14 protein-coding genes and 2 riboswitches are annotated in these 16,772 nt (G+C 65.5%); all 14 genes read right to left on the bottom strand.

The features are described from left to right. Positions 1–16 precede the first annotated feature (16 nt). A complete protein-coding gene (locus AC1REM_RS09360) occupies positions 17–313 on the bottom strand; it encodes a TFIIB-type zinc ribbon-containing protein (protein ID WP_492514373.1) in 297 nt (98 codons plus the stop codon). Between the two features lie 34 nt (positions 314–347). Further along, positions 348–863 carry a PH domain-containing protein gene (locus AC1REM_RS09355; protein ID WP_492514372.1) on the bottom strand — a complete coding sequence of 172 codons (516 nt, stop codon included), beginning with the start codon at positions 861–863 and terminating at the stop codon, positions 348–350. 56 nt (positions 864–919) lie between these two features. Then, positions 920–2,605 (bottom strand): dipeptide ABC transporter ATP-binding protein, encoded by a 1,686-nt coding sequence (locus AC1REM_RS09350; RefSeq protein WP_492514371.1) that lies wholly within the window; start codon positions 2,603–2,605, stop codon positions 920–922. Then, positions 2,602–3,546 carry an ABC transporter permease gene (locus AC1REM_RS09345; protein ID WP_492514370.1) on the bottom strand — a complete coding sequence of 315 codons (945 nt, stop codon included), beginning with the start codon at positions 3,544–3,546 and terminating at the stop codon, positions 2,602–2,604. Before AC1REM_RS09345 ends, AC1REM_RS09350 begins: the two co-directional genes overlap by 4 nt. Beyond that, positions 3,539–4,465, bottom strand: a complete 927-nt coding sequence (locus AC1REM_RS09340; protein ID WP_492514369.1) for an ABC transporter permease — start codon at positions 4,463–4,465, stop codon at positions 3,539–3,541. Before AC1REM_RS09340 ends, AC1REM_RS09345 begins: the two co-directional genes overlap by 8 nt. A gap of 103 nt (positions 4,466–4,568) precedes the next feature. Continuing rightward, positions 4,569–6,245 (bottom strand): peptide ABC transporter substrate-binding protein, encoded by a 1,677-nt coding sequence (locus AC1REM_RS09335; RefSeq protein ID WP_492514368.1) that lies wholly within the window; start codon positions 6,243–6,245, stop codon positions 4,569–4,571. 221 nt (positions 6,246–6,466) lie between these two features. Beyond that, positions 6,467–9,295 carry an aminomethyl-transferring glycine dehydrogenase gene (gene gcvP / locus AC1REM_RS09330; RefSeq protein WP_492514490.1) on the bottom strand — a complete coding sequence of 943 codons (2,829 nt, stop codon included), beginning with the start codon at positions 9,293–9,295 and terminating at the stop codon, positions 6,467–6,469. A gap of 56 nt (positions 9,296–9,351) precedes the next feature. Continuing rightward, positions 9,352–9,729, bottom strand: coding sequence for a glycine cleavage system protein GcvH (gcvH, locus tag AC1REM_RS09325; RefSeq protein ID WP_204939559.1), 378 nt, complete (start codon positions 9,727–9,729; stop codon positions 9,352–9,354). Then, positions 9,726–10,832, bottom strand: a complete 1,107-nt coding sequence (gene gcvT, locus AC1REM_RS09320) for a glycine cleavage system aminomethyltransferase GcvT (protein WP_492514367.1) — start codon at positions 10,830–10,832, stop codon at positions 9,726–9,728. The genes gcvH and gcvT overlap by 4 nt, the downstream gene beginning before the upstream one ends. A 56-nt stretch (positions 10,833–10,888) precedes the next feature. Next, a riboswitch (glycine riboswitch) is annotated at positions 10,889–10,984 on the bottom strand. Between the two features lies 1 nt (position 10,985). Then, a riboswitch (glycine riboswitch) is annotated at positions 10,986–11,081 on the bottom strand. 130 nt (positions 11,082–11,211) lie between these two features. After that, positions 11,212–12,060 carry an ABC transporter ATP-binding protein gene (locus tag AC1REM_RS09315; protein WP_492514366.1) on the bottom strand — a complete coding sequence of 283 codons (849 nt, stop codon included), beginning with the start codon at positions 12,058–12,060 and terminating at the stop codon, positions 11,212–11,214. Continuing rightward, complete coding sequence (locus AC1REM_RS09310) at positions 12,057–12,917, bottom strand: ABC transporter ATP-binding protein (protein ID WP_492514365.1); 861 nt, start codon at positions 12,915–12,917, stop codon at positions 12,057–12,059. Before AC1REM_RS09310 ends, AC1REM_RS09315 begins: the two co-directional genes overlap by 4 nt. Beyond that, a complete protein-coding gene (locus tag AC1REM_RS09305; RefSeq protein WP_492514364.1) occupies positions 12,914–14,011 on the bottom strand; it encodes an ABC transporter permease in 1,098 nt (365 codons plus the stop codon). Before AC1REM_RS09305 ends, AC1REM_RS09310 begins: the two co-directional genes overlap by 4 nt. Further along, positions 14,004–14,999: an ABC transporter permease gene (locus AC1REM_RS09300; protein WP_492514363.1), complete on the bottom strand. Its 996-nt coding sequence runs from the start codon at positions 14,997–14,999 to the stop codon at positions 14,004–14,006. The genes AC1REM_RS09305 and AC1REM_RS09300 overlap by 8 nt, the downstream gene beginning before the upstream one ends. A 68-nt stretch (positions 15,000–15,067) precedes the next feature. Further along, positions 15,068–16,759 carry an ABC transporter substrate-binding protein gene (locus tag AC1REM_RS09295; protein ID WP_492514362.1) on the bottom strand — a complete coding sequence of 564 codons (1,692 nt, stop codon included), beginning with the start codon at positions 16,757–16,759 and terminating at the stop codon, positions 15,068–15,070. Between the last annotated feature and the right edge of the window lie 13 nt (positions 16,760–16,772).

Raw genomic sequence — 16,772 nt, 5'->3', positions numbered from 1 at the left:
GTCCGCGCGCGCAGGGTCAGTCGAAGAGCTCGCTCAGCCAGCTCTCGCGCTTGCGCTTCTGTCCGCCGTACCCACGGTCGTCGTAGCGCTGGTCCTCGTACCGTGGTCGCTCTTCGCGACGATCGTAGGCGGGAGGCGCGTAGCGATCCTGGCCGGCACTCTGAGACTGAGGCTGCGGGGAGACCGAGCGCTCGATGATCTTGTCGAGCTCACCACGGTCCAGCCACACGCCACGACACTGCGGACAGTAGTCGATCTCGATGCCGCTGCGCTCGCTCATGACCAGGGTGGAACCATCTGCGGGACACTGCATGCACAGATCATGCCAACGCAGGCTATGAACTGGCCTAGCGGATGTTCACGACGGCGACAGATGCCGCAGCCCAGACCGCGATCACTCCGATCGCCACGAGCGCGGGGGCGTCCCAGGTGCGCCGGATCGGCGCATCAACATCTGCGCCCTGCGCCCCATCCCAGCGGTCTCGGATCTCGGTCAGGTCGCGCAGGCCCGCAGGCACGCGCACTCCCCCACCCTCGCGGTCGCTCCGGGTCGTTCTCGGCGGACGTGCACGGGTCGGGCCGCCGAGGGCGGTCACCGTCCGGTCATCGTCCAGGGCGAATTCGAGCTGCCAGCGCATGTCAATGTCGCGGACGCGCCGCCAGCCGAACTGCGTACGGCGAAGCATGTTCTGAACAACGACGCCGGAGTCATCGATGCGCACGAAGGAGCTGAAGCTGAGCTCGTAGACGAGCCACAGCGCCAGAAGCACCCAGGGCGCGAGGAGCATCATCTGGCTCCAGCTCGCGCGTACGACGGCATCGCCCAGCAGGAAGAGGGCCAGCGCGCCGGATGCGATCATCATGACAAGCCCCGAGGGCGAACGGAATGTCCGTACGCCCTCGGGGGAACTGCTGGGTGTCACGATGCGGCGCCACCCAGGGTGATCGACGCACCGGGGATCGCCTGCAGCAGACGATCCGTGTACTCCTGCTGCGGGTTGCTGAAGATCTCGTCGACCGTGCCCTGCTCGACGATCTTTCCCTGCTCCATGACGCAGACCAGGTCGCTGGAGACCCGAACGACCGCGAGGTCGTGCGTGATGAAGAGGTAGGTCAGCTCGAGCTCGGACTGCAGATCGGCGAGCAGCTGCAGGATCTGATCCTGCACCAGCACGTCGAGCGCGGATACCGCCTCATCCAGCACCACGATGTCGGGCTTCAGAGCCAGGGCACGCGCGATCGCGACGCGCTGACGCTGACCACCGGACAGCTCGTTCGGGTAGCGAGTCGCGAGCACACGCGGCAGAGCGACCTGGTCGAGCAGTTCGAGCACGCGCGCGTTCTGCGACTTACGGTCTCCGACGTTGTGGATCTGCAGCGGCTCCGCGATCGTGTTGCCGATGTTGCGCAGCGGATCCAACGACCCGTACGGGTCTTGGAAGACCGGCTGCATGCGGCGACGCAGACCGAACGCCTGTGCACCCGAGAGTCGCGAGACATCGCGTCCGTCGATCTCGATCGTGCCGGCGGTCGGCTCCTCGAGCTTGAGCACCATCTTGGCGACCGTGGACTTGCCCGAACCCGACTCGCCGACCAGCGCCAGCGTCTTGCCCTTCGGGATCTCGAAGGACACGTTGTCGACGGCGCGGAATGCTTCGCTGCGGAAGCCGCCCTGTCGGATCTTGTAGTCCTTGGTGAGCCCCTCGACCCGCACGGTCGGCGGGATCGCCGCGAGAGCATCCATCGTCTCCACACCGCGGTCTTCGACGACGGCCTGGATGCGCTTCGAGGCGATGCTCGGCGCGGCGGCGACGAGACGCTTCGTGTACGGGTGCTGCGGATCTTCCAGGATCTGTCGGCTGGGACCTGCTTCGACGATGTTGCCGTTGTTCATCACGATGATCTTCTCGGCACGCTCTGCAGCGAGCCCGAGATCGTGCGTGATGAGCAGCACCGAGGTGCCGCGGTCACGCGTCAACGACGCCATGTGGTCGAGGATGACCCGCTGCACCGTCACGTCGAGAGCCGAGGTCGGCTCGTCGGCGATCAGGAGCTTCGGGTCCGCCGCGAGACCGATGCCGATGAGTGCACGCTGACGCATGCCGCCCGAGAACTGATGGGGGTACTGGTGCAGACGACGCTCGGCGTCGGCAAGACCAGCCTGCTGCAGCACCTCGATCGTGCGTGCCTTGACGTCCTCACGACCGCGGGCGATGCCGTTGGCGCGGATCGCCTCCTTCACCTGGAAGCCGACGCTCCACACCGGGTTGAGGTTCGACATCGGGTCCTGCGGGACGAAGCCGATGTCTCGGCCGCGCACCGCTTCCATCGCCGTACGACTCAGCGTCGTCAGCTCACGCCCTTCGAGCGTGATGCTGCCGCCGGTGACCTGTCCGGTACCCGGAAGGAGATTCACGATGGCGGTGGCCGTCGTGGACTTGCCGGATCCCGACTCTCCCACGATGGCGACGGTCTCGCCGGGGAAGATGTCGAAGCTGACTCCGTGCAGAACCTCGCGCATGCCGTCCTGCCCGCGGAACGCGATGGTGAGGTCGCGAACGCTGAGCAGCGGTGTCGAGTTCTGCGTAGACGTGTTCTCGCTCATCGGCGGGCCCTCGCCTTCGGGTCGAGGGCGTCTCGGATGAGCTCGCCCAGGCTCACGAACGCCAGCACCGCGAGGGTGAGAGCGATCGACGGGTAGATGAGTGCCATCGGCGCCACGCGCAGAGAGTTCTGCGCCTGGCTGATGTCATTGCCCCACGACATGGTCGTGCTGCCGAGACCGACACCGAGGAACGAGAGCGTCGCCTCGGCGACGATCGACGCGGCGAGTCCGAGCGTCGTGACCACCAGCAGCGGTGCGATCGCGTTCGGGATCACGTGCGACAGCAGCGTCCGGAACTTCGAGAGCCCGAGCGATTGTGAGGCCATGACGAAGTCTGCCTGCCGCACTCGGAGGATCTCCGCTCGCACCACGCGGGCGGTGGATGCCCAGGCGAAACCACCGATCGCCACTGCCAGCACCCAGACGGAACGCTGGTCGCGAAGCACCGTCATCACGACCACAGCGGCCAGGATGTACGGAATGGCGAAGAAGATGTCGCCGACGCGAGACAGGACCGAGTCCAGCCATCCGCCGTAGAAGCCCGCGAGTGCACCCATGATCAGGCCGAGGACCGACGAGATCAGGGTCGCGAGCAGACCGACCGACAGCGAGGTCTGGGCGCCCCAGACGATGCGCGCGTAGATGTCGCAGCCCTGGAACGTGAAACCGAGCGGATGCCCGTCCGTCGGACCGCCGTTGCTGTTCGAGAGCTGGCAGTCCGCGTTCGGCGGCACCTGCGTGAACCAGGTCGGGAACAGGGCCATCACGAGGAAGAACACGGCGAGGACCACCGAGAACCAGAACATCGGACGGCGGCGCAGGTCACGCCATGCGTCACGCCAGAGGTTGCTGGGCTTGTCGGCGACGCGAACCGCATCGACGGCGATGGACTGTGTCTCCACCGGGGCGACGTAGTGCTTCTGTGTCGTGGGATCAGACATAGCGAATCCTTGGGTCGAGCAGACCGTAGAGAAGGTCGATGAGCAGGTTCACCAGCACGTAGAGGATGACGAAGACGGTCACGAACGACACGACCGTCGGCCCCTCACCACGTCGGATCGCCTCGAAGAGCGTGTTGCCGACGCCGGGGACGTTGAAGATGCCCTCGGTCACCGTCGCACCGACCAGCAGCACACCGAAGTTGGTGGCCGAGTTGGTGATCACGGGGATCAGCGAGTTGCGCAGCACGTGCACGGGGATCACGCGGTTACGCGACAGTCCCTTGCTGTAGGCCGTACGCACCCAGTCCTGGTTGAGCGTGTCGATGACGGAGCTGCGCATCAGACGCATGCTGACCGCGTAGAGGCTGAATCCCAGAACGATCGCGGGGAGCCAGAGTCCGCCCCAGTCGTTGTTCGCGCCGACAGTCGGCTTGAACCATCCCCACTGGATCGCGAGGAAGTACTGGGCCAGGAAGGCCACGACGAAGATCGGGATCGCGATCGCGACGAGAGCGATCATCAGCATCGCGTTGTCGAAGATCTTGCCCTTGCGCAACGCGGAGACCGTGCCGATGATGATCGCGAGCACGAACTCGATGCCGATCGCCATGACGGCGAGGCGTCCGGTGACGGGGAGAGTGTCCGCGAGAACCGAGGACACGGGACGACCCGAGTAGGTCGTGCCGAGGTCGCCCTGGAGCACACCGGTGATGTAGTACCAGTACTGCACCAGGAACGGGTCATTCAGGTGGTACTGCTCGCGCAGTTGGTTGACGACCGCCGGGTTGGGTGTGCGATCGCCGAACATGGCGAGGATCGGGTCGCCAGGCATGGCGAACACGAGGAAGTAAATGAGCAGGGTGGCCCCGAAGAACACCGGGATCACCTGCAGGAGACGTCTCAGGATATAGCCGAGCATCCGCTATCCCTTCGTTGGGACCGCTAGCAGGTTAGACACGAGTACAGCCTACGAGGCGGTGACGAGAGATTCGCCACCGCCTCGTAGGTGAGTTCGGTCAGGCCTACTTAGCGGCCTTCGTGATCTCGTAGAAGATCGGCACGGAGTTCCAGCCGAACTTCACGTTGTCGACGTTCTCGCTGAAACCGCCGGTCACGTTCGAGTACCACAGCGGAATGGCGGGGAGATCGTTGAACAGGATCTCCTGAGCCTTCGTGAAGTCCTCGAGCTGACCTGCAGCGTCCGGGTTGCTGATGCCGGCCTTGATCGCGGCGTCGAACTCGGGGTTCGTGTAGTCACCGTCGTTCGAGCCTGCGCCGGTTGCGTAGAGCGGGCCCAGGAAGTTGTACAGACCCGGGTAGTCCGCCTGCCAGCCGGAGCGAGCAGCCGTGGTGATCGTGCGGTCGTTGACCTTGGTACGCAGGTCCTGGAAGGTCGGGTACGGGTCGCCCGATGCCTCGATGCCCAGCGTGTTCTTGATCTGGTTCGACACTGCGTCGACCCAGGCGTCGTGTCCGCCGTCGGCGTTGTAGGCGATCTTGAACTCGCCCTCCCACGGTGCGATGGCGTCAGCCTGAGCCCACAGCTTCTTCGCCTCTTCGGCGTTGAAGTCGAGAACCTCCGAGCCGGGAACCGAGTCCGACCAGCCGTCGATGACCGGCGAGGTGAAGTCGGATGCGGGGGTACGGGTCTCCGAGAAGATCGTCTTGGTGATCTCTTCGCGGTTGATGGCCATCGAGATCGCCTGACGACGCAGCTCGCCCTCCTCGCCGCTGAAGTGCGGGAGGAACTGACCGATCGTGAACGACTGGAACACGGCTGCCGGCTGGTTGACAGCGCGGTCACCGAGCTCGTCGGTGAACACGGCGAGCGAGTTCGTCGGGATCGCGTCGATGACGTCGACCTCGTTCGAGAGCAGGTCTGCGTAAGCAGCTTCCTGCGTCGCGTAGAAGTTGATCGTCAGACCGCCGTTGGCGGGCTTGCGGTCGCCCTGGTAGTCGTCGTTGCGAACGAGGTCGATCTTCACGTCGTGCTGCCACGCGTCGGCACCGTCGATCATGTACGGGCCGTTGCCGATCGGGTTCTGACCGAAGGCTTCCATGTCCTCGAACGCGGCATCGGGCAGCGGGTAGAACGCCGAGTAGCCGAGGCGGAGCGCGAAGTCCGACGCGGGCTTGTTCAGCGTGATGGTGAACGTGTAGTCGTCGACCTGCTTGAGGCCGGCCATGTCGCCCTGCGCGCCGAAGATGTCGTCATCCGGGTTGTCGGGGTCGCCTGCATCGACGACGAAGCCCTCGATGTCCTCGAAGAAGTAGCCCGAGAGCTGTGCGTTCTCCGACTGTGCACCGTAGTTCCACGCCTTGATGAAGTTGTCAGCCGTGACCTCTTCACCATCGGTGAACTTCTGGCCCTTCTTCAGCTTGACCGTGATGTTCTGCGGGTCTTCCGTGATGATCTCTTCGGCCATGTCGTTGACCGGAGCGCCATCTGCGTCGTAGTAGATCAGACCAGCGAAGATGCTGTCGAGGATCTTTCCGCCGCCGACCTCGTTGGTGTTGGTCGGGATGAGCGGGTTTTCCGGCTCGCTGCCGTTCGTGGTGATGATGGCATCGGGGTCAGCCGCACCGCCGGCGTTTCCGCCGCCGTCCGACTCGCCACCACCTGCTGCGCAGCCCGCGAGTGCGAGGGTACCCGCTGCGAGCAGCGCGACACCCGAAAGGGCGATCTTGTTGCGCTTCACTTGTCCTCCTGTGGACGATAGATAGCAATCTGCACGCTCTTCGTTGAACGCGTAGGGATACTTGAGGGTAACCGCGCCGCCGCCCATCTCCAACTCGGTGAATAAACCGTTACTGAGTGGTGATCATCCGCGGGTGGGAACGCCGAACGGCGCCCTGCGCGATGCCTTCCCGAAAACGGGTCGACACCGCGCAGAGCGCTCAGTATCTGCGGGTCTCGTCGTTACGCGAACGCCTCGATCGGCGGGCACGCGCAGACGAGGTTGCGATCACCGTATGCCTGGTCGATGCGACGCACCGGCGGCCAGTACTTTCCTGCCACGAGGCTGCGCACCGGGTAGGCGGCGTCCTCTCGCGCGTAGGCGTGCTCCCACTCCCCGATCAGGAGTGCCGCCGCCGTGTGCGGCGCGTTCACAAGCGGGTTGTCGTCCGCTGGCCAGCGACCGGATGCCACAGCATCCGCCTCGTGCTTGATCGCGATCATCGCGTCGATGAAGCGGTCGATCTCGCCGATGTCCTCGGATTCGGTCGGCTCGACCATGAGCGTCCCCGCGACGGGGAACGACATGGTCGGCGCGTGGAACCCATAGTCGATCAGTCGCTTGGCGACGTCATCGACCGTGACGCCTGTGGCATCCCTCAGCGGACGCAGGTCAAGGATGCACTCGTGCGCGACCTGACCGTTCTCGCCCGTGTAGAGCACCGGGTAGTGGGGCTCGAGCCGCGCGGCGATGTAGTTCGCCGACAGCACGGCTGCGGCCGTCGCGTTGCGCAGGCCGTCTGCCCCCATCATCCGGACGTACGCCCAGGAGATCGGGAGGATGCCCGCAGACCCGTAGGGAGCCGCCGACACCACACCACCCTCGAAGGTGTATCCGCCCGCGTGCTCCGCGCGCTGCGCGAGCGGGTGCGAGGGCAGGAACGGCGCGAGATGCGCCTTCGCGGCAACCGGGCCTACGCCCGGACCGCCACCGCCGTGAGGGATCGCGAAGGTCTTGTGCAGGTTGAGGTGCGAAACGTCGCCGCCGAGGTCACCGAAGCGCGCGTAGCCAAGCAGCGCATTGAGGTTCGCACCGTCGATGTACACCTGCCCTCCGGCCTCGTGCACCGCCGCCGTGATGTCGAGCACGTCATGCTCGTACACGCCGTGGGTGGACGGGTAGGTGATCATGAGCGCGGAGAGCTCGGCAGCGTGTGTGGCGATCTTCGCGCGCAGGTCGGCGAGATCCACGTTGCCGAGATCATCGCAGGCGACCACGACGACCTTCATTCCCGCGAGAACCGCGGATGCCGCGTTCGTGCCGTGCGCCGACGACGGGATCAGGCACACCGTGCGCTGCTCATCGCCGTTGGCGAGGTGGTAGCCGCGGATCGCGAGCAGCCCCGCGAGCTCACCCTGCGAACCGGCGTTCGGCTGCAGGGACACCGCGTCGTAGCCGGTGACATCGGCGAGCCAGGCCTCGAGCTGATCGATCAGCTCGAGGTAGCCCTCCACGTCCGCAGCGGGGGCGAACGGATGGATGCCCGCGAACTCCGGCCACGTGATCGCAGCCATCTCCGTCGCCGCGTTGAGCTTCATCGTGCACGAACCGAGCGGAATCATGCCACGGTCCAGCGCGTAATCGCGGTCGGCGAGAGCCTTCATGTAGCGCATCATCGCGGTCTCACTGCGATGCGCGTGGAAGACAGGGTGCGTCAGGTACGAGTCCTCACGCACCAGAGCGGTCGGCAGTGCGTTGGCGGCGCCGTCGGTGAACCCGAAGACACGCTCCTGCTTGCCGCCGAAGACCATCGCCACCTGGTGAAGCTCGGTGGTGGTCGTCGTCTCATCGACGGAGATGCCGATCGTGTCCGCATCCACCACCCGCAGCAGGATGCCGAAGCCGTCTCGTGCCTGCTGCGCGTACTCAGCGGCCCGGCCGGGCACGCGAACGGTCAAGGTGTCGAAGAACGCGTCGTGGGCGACATCCGCCCCCGCCTCGACGAGCCAGTCGCGCAACAGCGCGGCGTTGGCAGCCGTCTCGGAGGCGATCTTCCGCAGTCCCTCGGGGCCGTGATAGACGGCGTACATCGAGGCCATGACGGCCAGCAGCACCTGAGCGGTGCAGATGTTCGACGTGGCCTTCTCACGGCGGATGTGCTGCTCACGGGTCTGCAGCGAGAGGCGGTAGGCGGGGCGTCCGTCCGCGTCCTGGGAGACACCGACCAGACGGCCCGGAAGCTGCCGCTCCAGACCCGCGCGCACAGCCATGTAGCCGGCGTGCGGGCCGCCGAAGCCCATCGGAACGCCGAAGCGCTGGGTCGTCCCGACTGCGACGTCTGCGCCGAGCGCACCCGGAGAAGCGACCAGCGTGAGAGCGAGAAGATCGGCGGCGACGACGACCTGAGCGCCCGCAACATGGGCGGCATCGATCACCGCTGTGGGGTCCCACACGCGTCCCGAGGCACCGGGGTACTGCACGAACACGCCGAAGAGGTCGGAGGGCAGTACCTCTCCCCCGGCGAGATCCACCTCGACAAGCGCGATGCCGACGGCATCCGCGCGCGTGGCGAGCAGTGCCTTCGTCTGCGGGAACGCATCCGCATCGACCGCGAAGACGTTCGACGCGGCCTTGGATGCGCGACGCGCCAGGAGCATCCCCTCAGCGGCTGCCGTCGACTCATCGAGCATCGACGCGTTCGCCGTCGAGAGTCCGGTGAGTTCAGCGACCATCGTCTGGAAGTTGATGAGCGCCTCGAGACGCCCCTGGGAGATCTCCGGCTGATACGGGGTATAGGCCGTGTACCAGGACGGGTTCTCCAGGATGTTGCGCTGGATCACGCTCGGGGTGTGCGTGCCGTAGTAGCCGAGGCCGATCATCGAACGGTTCACGGTGTTGCGCGACGCGAGCGCACGCAACTCGGCGAGTGCCTCCGCCTCGGAGGCGGCGACCGGAAGCGTCGATGTGGCGGCCGCGTCACGCCAGATGGACTGCGGCACAGCGCGGCGCATGAGCGCATCGACGGAAGATTCGCTTCCGTCTCCGCGTTCGATGCCGAGCGTGCTGAGCATCGTCCACTGCGCCGCGGCTGTCGTGCCGATGTGGCGATCAGCGAATGCGGTCACTCTCACGCCTCCGTGAGTGCGACATAGGCGTCGCGGTTCAGCAGACCGTCGGTCGCGCCCGCAGCCGCCTCGACCTTGATCAGCCAGCCGCCCTCAAAGGGTGCGGCGTTGACGAGCGAGGGGTCGTCGACGACGGCGTCGTTGATCTCGACGATCGTGCCATCGACCGGAGCGTAGAGTTCGCCGACCGACTTCGTCGACTCGATCTCGCCGACGACGGTGCCCGCGGTGACCGCGGTGCCGACGGCCGGGAGCTCCACGAAGACGACGTCACCGAGCTTCTCTGCGGCGTAGTCGGTGATCCCGATCGTGAGGGTCGTCCCCTCCGCGGCGATCCATTCGTGTTCCTCGGTGTAGGACAGGGTGCTGAGATCGGTCATTTCATCCTCCGGTAGAAAGGCAGAGCGGATACGGTCGCGGGGATCTTGGTGCCCCGCACATCAAGGAAAAGCTGGGTGCCGATCTCGGCATGGCCGGGCTCGACGTAGGCCATGGCGATCGGGTGGCCGAGCGTCGGGCTGAGAGCGCCGCTCGTGACCTCACCGAGAACCGTGCTGTCTTCGGCGACGACCGCGTATCCGGCACGGCCAGCACGCTTGCCCTCGGCGACGAGTCCGACGAGCACGGGAGCATCGGATGCCACGGCGACACCGGACTGTCCGACGAAGCGCTCCTTGTCTGTGACCACCACACGACCGAGGCCCGCCTGAGCGGGCTTCGTGTCGAGGGACAGCTCGTGACCGTACAGCGGCATCCCCGCCTCCAGGCGCAGCGTGTCACGGGCTGCGAGGCCGGCCGCCACCAGACCGTGCGGGGTGCCCGCAGCGATGACCGATTCCCAGAGCGCGGGTGCGTCGTCGGCGCGCACCATGAGCTCGAAACCGTCCTCACCGGTGTATCCGGTGCGGGCGATCAGCAGCGGAGACCCGTGGAAAGTGGCATCCGCCCACGCGTAGTACTTCTGCTCCGTCCAGGGCGTGGAGAGGTCTTCGATTCCGTCGATCGCGGCGACGATCGCTTCGGAGGCCGGGCCCTGCACGGCCAGCAGCGCGTACTCATCGGATGCGTCGGCGAAGCTCACGGAGAAGTCGGATGTGCGGGCTGAGAACGCCTCCGCTGCCGGTGCGCGGTTGCCGGCGTTCGCGATGACCAGGAAACGCTCGTCCGCGAGACGGTAGACGATCACGTCGTCGATGATGCCGCCGTCTTCCGCCAGCAGCAGCGAGTACTTCGCCTTGCCGATCGGCAGGGCGGACAAGCGTCCGGCGAGGGCGTAGTCGAGGAACGCGGCGGACTGCTCTCCCTCGATGAGGAACTCGGCCATGTGCGAGATGTCGAACAGCCCGGCAGCCTGACGCACGGCATGGTGCTCGGCGAGATCTGACGTGTATCGCACCGGCATCTGCCAGCCGCCGAAGTCGGTGAAGGACGCACCAAGGGCTTCGTGCTGCGCGCGGAGCGGGGTGTAGCGGGGATCGGACATGAAAGTTCTCCCGTGCGGTCGGAAGGACGCCCCGCGGTCGCGAGACATCCGAGAACTCCCCCTCTGTCATGGGCCTGAGAGTTTCGCCGCCTCGAGGAGAGGCAGCTTTCACCGTCGGCGGATCAAGAACTCTCGATCGCTTTTCAGAGTGGCCGGACCCGCGCGGTACGCGGTACCTGAGAGATTGGCGGGGAGGCTTGCTCCTTCGGTGCCCGGCTGCGTTCGCCGGGGCTCTCCCGCGGGGGTCATTCGGCCCGTCTTCAATTGTGGTCGGGCATGCAGAACAGACTCGACGGGAGTCAGTCTAGCGTCCGGCGGGGTACACGAACGCCCGCGGACCGAAGCGGTCACGCGGGCGTTCGTCGGGGGAACCGATTACTCAGAGGCCGGCCAGTTCGCGGCGGACCTCGTCACGCAGCTTGCCGAGGTTCTCGGGCTCGGGTGCCGCGTTCAGCAGTGTCTTGGTGTACTCGTGCTGCGGGTTGAGGATCACCTCGTCCGCCGGACCACGCTCGACCACGTCGCCGCGGTAGAGCACCATGATCTCGTCACTGAAGTGACGGGCCGTCGCCAGGTCGTGCGTGATGTAGAGCACGCCCAGGTTGTCTTCACGCTGCAGGTCGGCCAGCAGGTTCAGAACGCCGAGACGGATTGACACGTCGAGCATCGACACGGGCTCGTCGGCCACGATGAAACGTGCACCCGGAGCGAGCGCGCGGGCGATGGCCACGCGCTGACGCTGACCGCCCGACAGCTCGTGCGGACGACGGTCGGCGTAGTTGTCGGCGGGGCTCAGGCGCACACGCTCGAGCAGCTCGTGCGCACGATCGCGCACCTGGCTCTTCGAGAGCTCCGGGTGGTGCAGGCGCAACGGGCGCTCGAGGTGGTGGATGATCGTGTGGAACGGGTTCAACGAGGCGAACGGGTCCTGGAAGATCATCTGCACTTCGGAGCGGTAGTTCGCGATCGCGCGGCCGCTGTTGGGCGTCTCGACGCCGTCGAGCAGGATGCTGCCCGAGGTCGGCGTCTCGAGCTTCATCAGCATGCGGGCGATCGTGGACTTACCGCTGCCGGACTCGCCGACGAGGGCGATCGTCTTGCCGGATTCCAGCGTGAACGAGACATCCTTCACGGCGTGGAGGATCGAGGTCTTCAGTCCCGAGCGGAGCTTGAAGTCCTTGACGAGATTGCGCGCTTCGAGCGTCGCTGCGGGGATCGTCTCGTTCATCGGACCTGCTCCTGACTGACCTGGCTGCCCGTGCGCACGAAGTCGCCGCGCTCACCGCGGAGGCTCGGGAAGCTCGAGAGCAGGCGCTTCGTGTACTCGTGCTGGGGGGTGTGGTAGATCTCTGCCGCCGTGCCCTGCTCGACGATCTGTCCCTGCAGCATGACCGCGATGCGGTCGCTGATCTCGATCAGCATCGGGAGGTCGTGCGTGATGAAGATCACGGCGAAGCCGAGCTTCTCGCGCAGTCGCATAATCTCGCGGATAATGCCACGCTGGACGACCACGTCGAGCGCCGTGGTGGGCTCGTCCATGATCATGACCTGCGGGTCGAGCGAGAGCGCCATGGCGATCATCATGCGCTGGCGCATGCCGCCGGACAGCTCATGCGGGAAGCTCGTCAGACGGTTCGGGTCGACACCGACCAGCTGCAGGAGCTCCTCGGCACGAGCCTTCTTCTCCCGCTTCGACATCCCGGGACGGTGCGTGTCGAAGATGTCGTAGATCTGCGCCTTGACGCTGATCACCGGGTTGAGGGAGTTCATGGCTCCCTGGAACACCATGGAGATCTTGTCCCAGCGGAAGGCCCGCAGCTGCTCGTTTTCCAGGCCGACGATATCGATGTCGGCGCCGGAGCGGTCATGGAAGGTGATCTCGCCGCTCGTCATGAGCGCCGGAGCCTTGAGCAGACGGTTCAGGCCGTATGCCAGCGTCGTCTTACCGCAGCCGGATTCGCCGGCAAGGCCAAGGATCTCGCCGCGGTTCAGCGTCAGCGTGACGTTGCGCACGGCTTTGACCGGCGGGTCGACCTCGTACTCGATGGAGACGTTACGGGCGGTGAGGACGGGTTCGGCGGTCATGCGTCGGCTCCGGTCGAGTGCGATGCGGTGGCGGGTGCGTGGGCGGAGCCCTCTGCACCCGTCACGCCGCGGCCAGCCTTCGTGGCCTTGCGGACGCTGCGCGCGGCCGCGGGGGCGTTGCGCAGCTTGGGGTTGATAATTTCGTCGATCGCGAAGTTGATCAACGCGAGGCCACAGCCCAGGAGTGCGATCAGGACTCCCGGCGGGACAAACCACCACCAGGCGCCCTGTCCGAGGGCCTGACCGGACTGCGCGTCGTTGAGGATGGTTCCCCACGTGATCGAGTCCGTCGGGCCGAGGCCGAGGTACGACAGACCCGCCTCGCCGAGGATCGCGAAGATGATGGCGAACAGGAACTGCGACGCGAGCAGCGGCAGAAGGTTCGGCATGATCTCGACGAGGATGATGCGCCACGACTTCTCGCCGGCGACGCGGGACGCCAGGACGTAGTCGCGGGTGCGCAGCGATCGTGTCTGCAATCGGAGCACGTACGCGGCACCGGCCCAGCCGGTGATACCGAGGACGACGGAGACGAGGTCAAGGCTGCGGGTCGGCGCGAAGGCCGCGATGACCATGACCAGGGGAAGACCGGGGATCACGAGCATGATGTTCGTGACGAGCGCGAGCGTGTCTTCCTTCCAGCCGCCGAGATATCCGGCGAGCACACCGAAGATCAGCGACAGGACGATCGCGATCGCACCGGCGATGAGACCGACCTTGAGCGAGCCCTGTGCGCCGTGTGCCAGCTGCGCGAGCACGTCGTAGCCGAGCTTGGTCGTGCCGAGCCAGTGCTCGGCAGACGGCTCTGCCAACGCGGGATTCTTTGAGTTGCGAGGGTTCTGCGTGAACAACGGCGCGATGATCGCGAACAGCACGATCGCGCCGACGAGCACCATTCCGATCAGCAGTTTCGGCGACAGCGTCGGGAGCATGGCCCGGAAGCCGCGTCGCGGTTTGCGCTGGGTGGCGAGGGCCACAGTGCTGGGAGCGCCGGTCGTGGGCGCTTCCTTGAGGATGACGTTGGACGTCGTGAGCTCTTCGGCCGTGAGGGAATCGGAGCTCTCAGCAGTGTCGTTGCTCTTGATGTCAGACATTCTGGCGTGCTCTCGGGTCGATGAAGCCATAGACGAGGTCCATGAAGAAGTTGGCGGCGAGCACAGCGATCGTGATCACGAGGAACACGCCCTGCATGAGCGCGTAGTCGCTGTTCGTCACGGCCTGGAACATCAGCTTGCCCACGCCGGGGTAAGTGAACACCTGCTCCATGACGATGGAACCCGCGACGACGAAGCCGAGCGTGATCGAGAAGCCGGCGATCGACGGAATCGCTGCGTTGCGGGCTGCATATGTCGTGAGGATGCGGCGCGGGCGCAGACCCTTCGCCTCTGCGGTCGTGATGTAGTCCTCGGCGAGCGTCGAGACCATCATGTTGCGCATGCCGAAGAGCCAGCCGCCAACGGAGCTCACGACGATCGTGATCGCGGGAAGAAGGGCGTGGCGACTCGCATCGGCGATGAAGGCCCAGGAAAGCTCGGGGCCGTCGGAGAACTCGAAGACGTCGTAGCCGCCGAAGATGGGGAACCAGCCCAGGCCCACGGCGAACACCGAGACGAGGATGAGTGCCAGCCAGAAGTAAGGGATCGACTGGAGCACAGTGGTTGCCGGGATGATGTGGTCAACCCAGGTGCCACGCTTCCAACCGGCCCAGGCGCCGAGGCCGACGCCGAGGATGAACGAGATGATTGTCGCCGTGCCGACCAGGATCAGCGTCCAGGGAAGGGCTTCGGCAATCAGGTCGGTGACCGGAGTGGGATACCGGGTGACGGAGACGCCCAGGTCGCCCTGGAACATCCGCCCCCAATAGCCGAGGTACTGGTCCCAGAGCGAGGTGTCGTCTGATCCCAGGAGAAGCTTGATGTTGCGAATGGTGTTCTCGGAGACCTCGCCACCAGCTCGCTGCAGCTTCGCGATCATGATGTCGGCGGGGTCGCCCGGCATGAGACGTGGAAGCAGGAAGTTGAGGGAGATCGTGGCCCACAGCGTTACCGCGTAGAACCCGATCCTTCGTGCATAGAACTTCATGTCACTCTCACTCTTCCTGCTTCCAACGTCTTCATGCCTTACTGCTCGTTACTGCGTGTACTGCGGAGTTACTTGGCCGGCTCGAGCTGCGTCAGGATGTATCCTGCCGCAATCGCACCCCAGGACGGCGGGAAGGCGTAGAGGTTGTCCTCGGACGGCCAGCCCGTGAAGTCCTTCGTGTTCATGAAGGTCTGCGTCGCGTTGATGATGAGCGGGATGTACGGCAGGTCGCGGACGATCTCGGTCTGGATCGTGCCGTAGAGAGCCTGCTTCTCCGCCTCGTCGTTGGTGCTGGTCGCGGCCTGGACCGCAGCGTCAACCGTGGGGTTGCTGTAGCGGCTGAAGTTCCAGCGGCCTGCAGGAACTTCGGTGCCGACCGGGCTCGTCGACTGCACGATCTCGCCGCCGAACCAGTCGCGGTAGATCTGGAACGGGTCAGCGACGGAGGTGCCGATGACACCACCCATGATCAGTTCGTACTGACCGGTCTGACGAGCGTCGGACCACTCCTGCTGCTGGACGGTCGAGGCGTTGACCTTGATGCCAGCCGCAGCTGCCTGCTCCTGGATGAGCTTGCCCGCGTCGTTGTAGTCGGTCCAGCCGTCCGGCGAGATCAGCGAGAGCTCGATGGCGACGCCGTCCTTGCCGTAGAAGCCGTCGGCATCCTTGGTGTAGCCGGCTGCCTCGAGGATGGCGCCAGCGCCGGAAGCGTCGGCCTCCTGCGGGCTGACCTCGTTGGCGTCGTCGGCGATCCACTTCTGGTCACGCGGAACGAGTGCGAACGTCGGGGAAATCTCGCCTGCCATGCCGACGAAGGCCTTCTCCTTGACCGTGGCGCGGTCGATCGCGAGGTTCAGCGCCTGGCGCACGGCGACGTCGGTCTGCTCGCCGACGCAGCCGAGGGCAGCGTTGGAGCAGGTGTAGAGGACGGTCGGGTCCTGCGGGGTGTTGATCCACGTGATCTTGCCGTTGCCGGTGACCGACTCGGGGTTCGGGATGAACATACCGGCCCAGTCGAGCTTGCCAGCGGCGAGGAGGTCCTGCGCGGTCTGGTTGTTGTCGACGGCGATGTACTGCACCTTCTTGACGCCGAGGTCTGCCGCGTCGCGGTAGTTCTCGTTCGCGACGAGCGTGTAGGACTCCTTGGTGACCTTCTCCACGACGTAGGGGCCCGAGCCAACCGGGTTCTCGTTCGTGAAGGTCATGTAGTCGGCGACCTCGCTCCACACGTGCGCGGGCAGGATGTAGCTGGAGCCCATGCGCTGGAACTCAGTGGTGTACTGCGCCGTCTGGTAGGTCAGGACGACGGTGGTGTCGTCGGTGGCCTCAGCCGAGACCAGGCCGTTGCCGCTCGGGTTGTTCGCCTCGTACGTGAAGGAGAAGACGACGTCGTCAGCCGTGAGGGGCTTGCCGTCCGACCACTTCAGGCCGTCCTTGATCTTGACCGTGATGACGGTGCCGTCTTCGTTGTACTCGTAGGACTCACCGATGAGACCAACGGGTTCGGTGTCTGCCGTCTTGTTGAAGAAGAACAGCGGCTCAAGGATCGGACCGAGCGCGCCGTGAAGCGGGAGCGGTGCGTACGGGTTGAAGTTCGTCTCGATCGGGGTGTTACTTCCGGCCCAGACGCGGAGAGCGCGGTCGCTGGAACCCTCGCCCCCGTTGCCGCCGGCGGCCGGGGCACAGCCGGTCAGACCCATTGCGAGAGCGGATGCTCCCGCGATAGCGGTGAGCGCGATGCGCTTGCCGTTTCGGTTCATTCTCTTACTTTCC

This window comes from Microbacterium sp. GW823-FHT02G05 (genome assembly GCF_058797175.1).
Note: the sequence above shows the minus strand (reverse complement) of the source record. Positions and strands in the feature narration are given on the sequence as shown.

Bases quoted from the DNA above. Each gene is read 5' to 3' on its own strand.
- AC1REM_RS09360 (WP_492514373.1), bottom strand. From the start codon at position 313: ATGCAGTGTCCCGCAGATGGTTCCACCCTGGTCATGAGCGAGCGCAGC.
- AC1REM_RS09355 (WP_492514372.1), bottom strand. From the start codon at position 863: ATGATGATCGCATCCGGCGCGCTGGCCCTCTTCCTGCTGGGCGATGCC.
- AC1REM_RS09350 (WP_492514371.1), bottom strand. From the start codon at position 2,605: ATGAGCGAGAACACGTCTACGCAGAACTCGACACCGCTGCTCAGCGTT.
- AC1REM_RS09345 (WP_492514370.1), bottom strand. From the start codon at position 3,546: ATGTCTGATCCCACGACACAGAAGCACTACGTCGCCCCGGTGGAGACA.
- AC1REM_RS09340 (WP_492514369.1), bottom strand. From the start codon at position 4,465: ATGCTCGGCTATATCCTGAGACGTCTCCTGCAGGTGATCCCGGTGTTC.
- gcvP (WP_492514490.1), bottom strand. From the start codon at position 9,295: ATGCTCAGCACGCTCGGCATCGAACGCGGAGACGGAAGCGAATCTTCC.
- gcvH (WP_204939559.1), bottom strand. From the start codon at position 9,729: ATGACCGATCTCAGCACCCTGTCCTACACCGAGGAACACGAATGGATC.
- gcvT (WP_492514367.1), bottom strand. From the start codon at position 10,832: ATGTCCGATCCCCGCTACACCCCGCTCCGCGCGCAGCACGAAGCCCTT.
- AC1REM_RS09315 (WP_492514366.1), bottom strand. From the start codon at position 12,060: ATGAACGAGACGATCCCCGCAGCGACGCTCGAAGCGCGCAATCTCGTC.
- AC1REM_RS09310 (WP_492514365.1), bottom strand. From the start codon at position 12,917: ATGACCGCCGAACCCGTCCTCACCGCCCGTAACGTCTCCATCGAGTAC.
- AC1REM_RS09305 (WP_492514364.1), bottom strand. From the start codon at position 14,011: ATGTCTGACATCAAGAGCAACGACACTGCTGAGAGCTCCGATTCCCTC.
- AC1REM_RS09300 (WP_492514363.1), bottom strand. From the start codon at position 14,999: ATGAAGTTCTATGCACGAAGGATCGGGTTCTACGCGGTAACGCTGTGG.
- AC1REM_RS09295 (WP_492514362.1), bottom strand. From the start codon at position 16,759: ATGAACCGAAACGGCAAGCGCATCGCGCTCACCGCTATCGCGGGAGCA.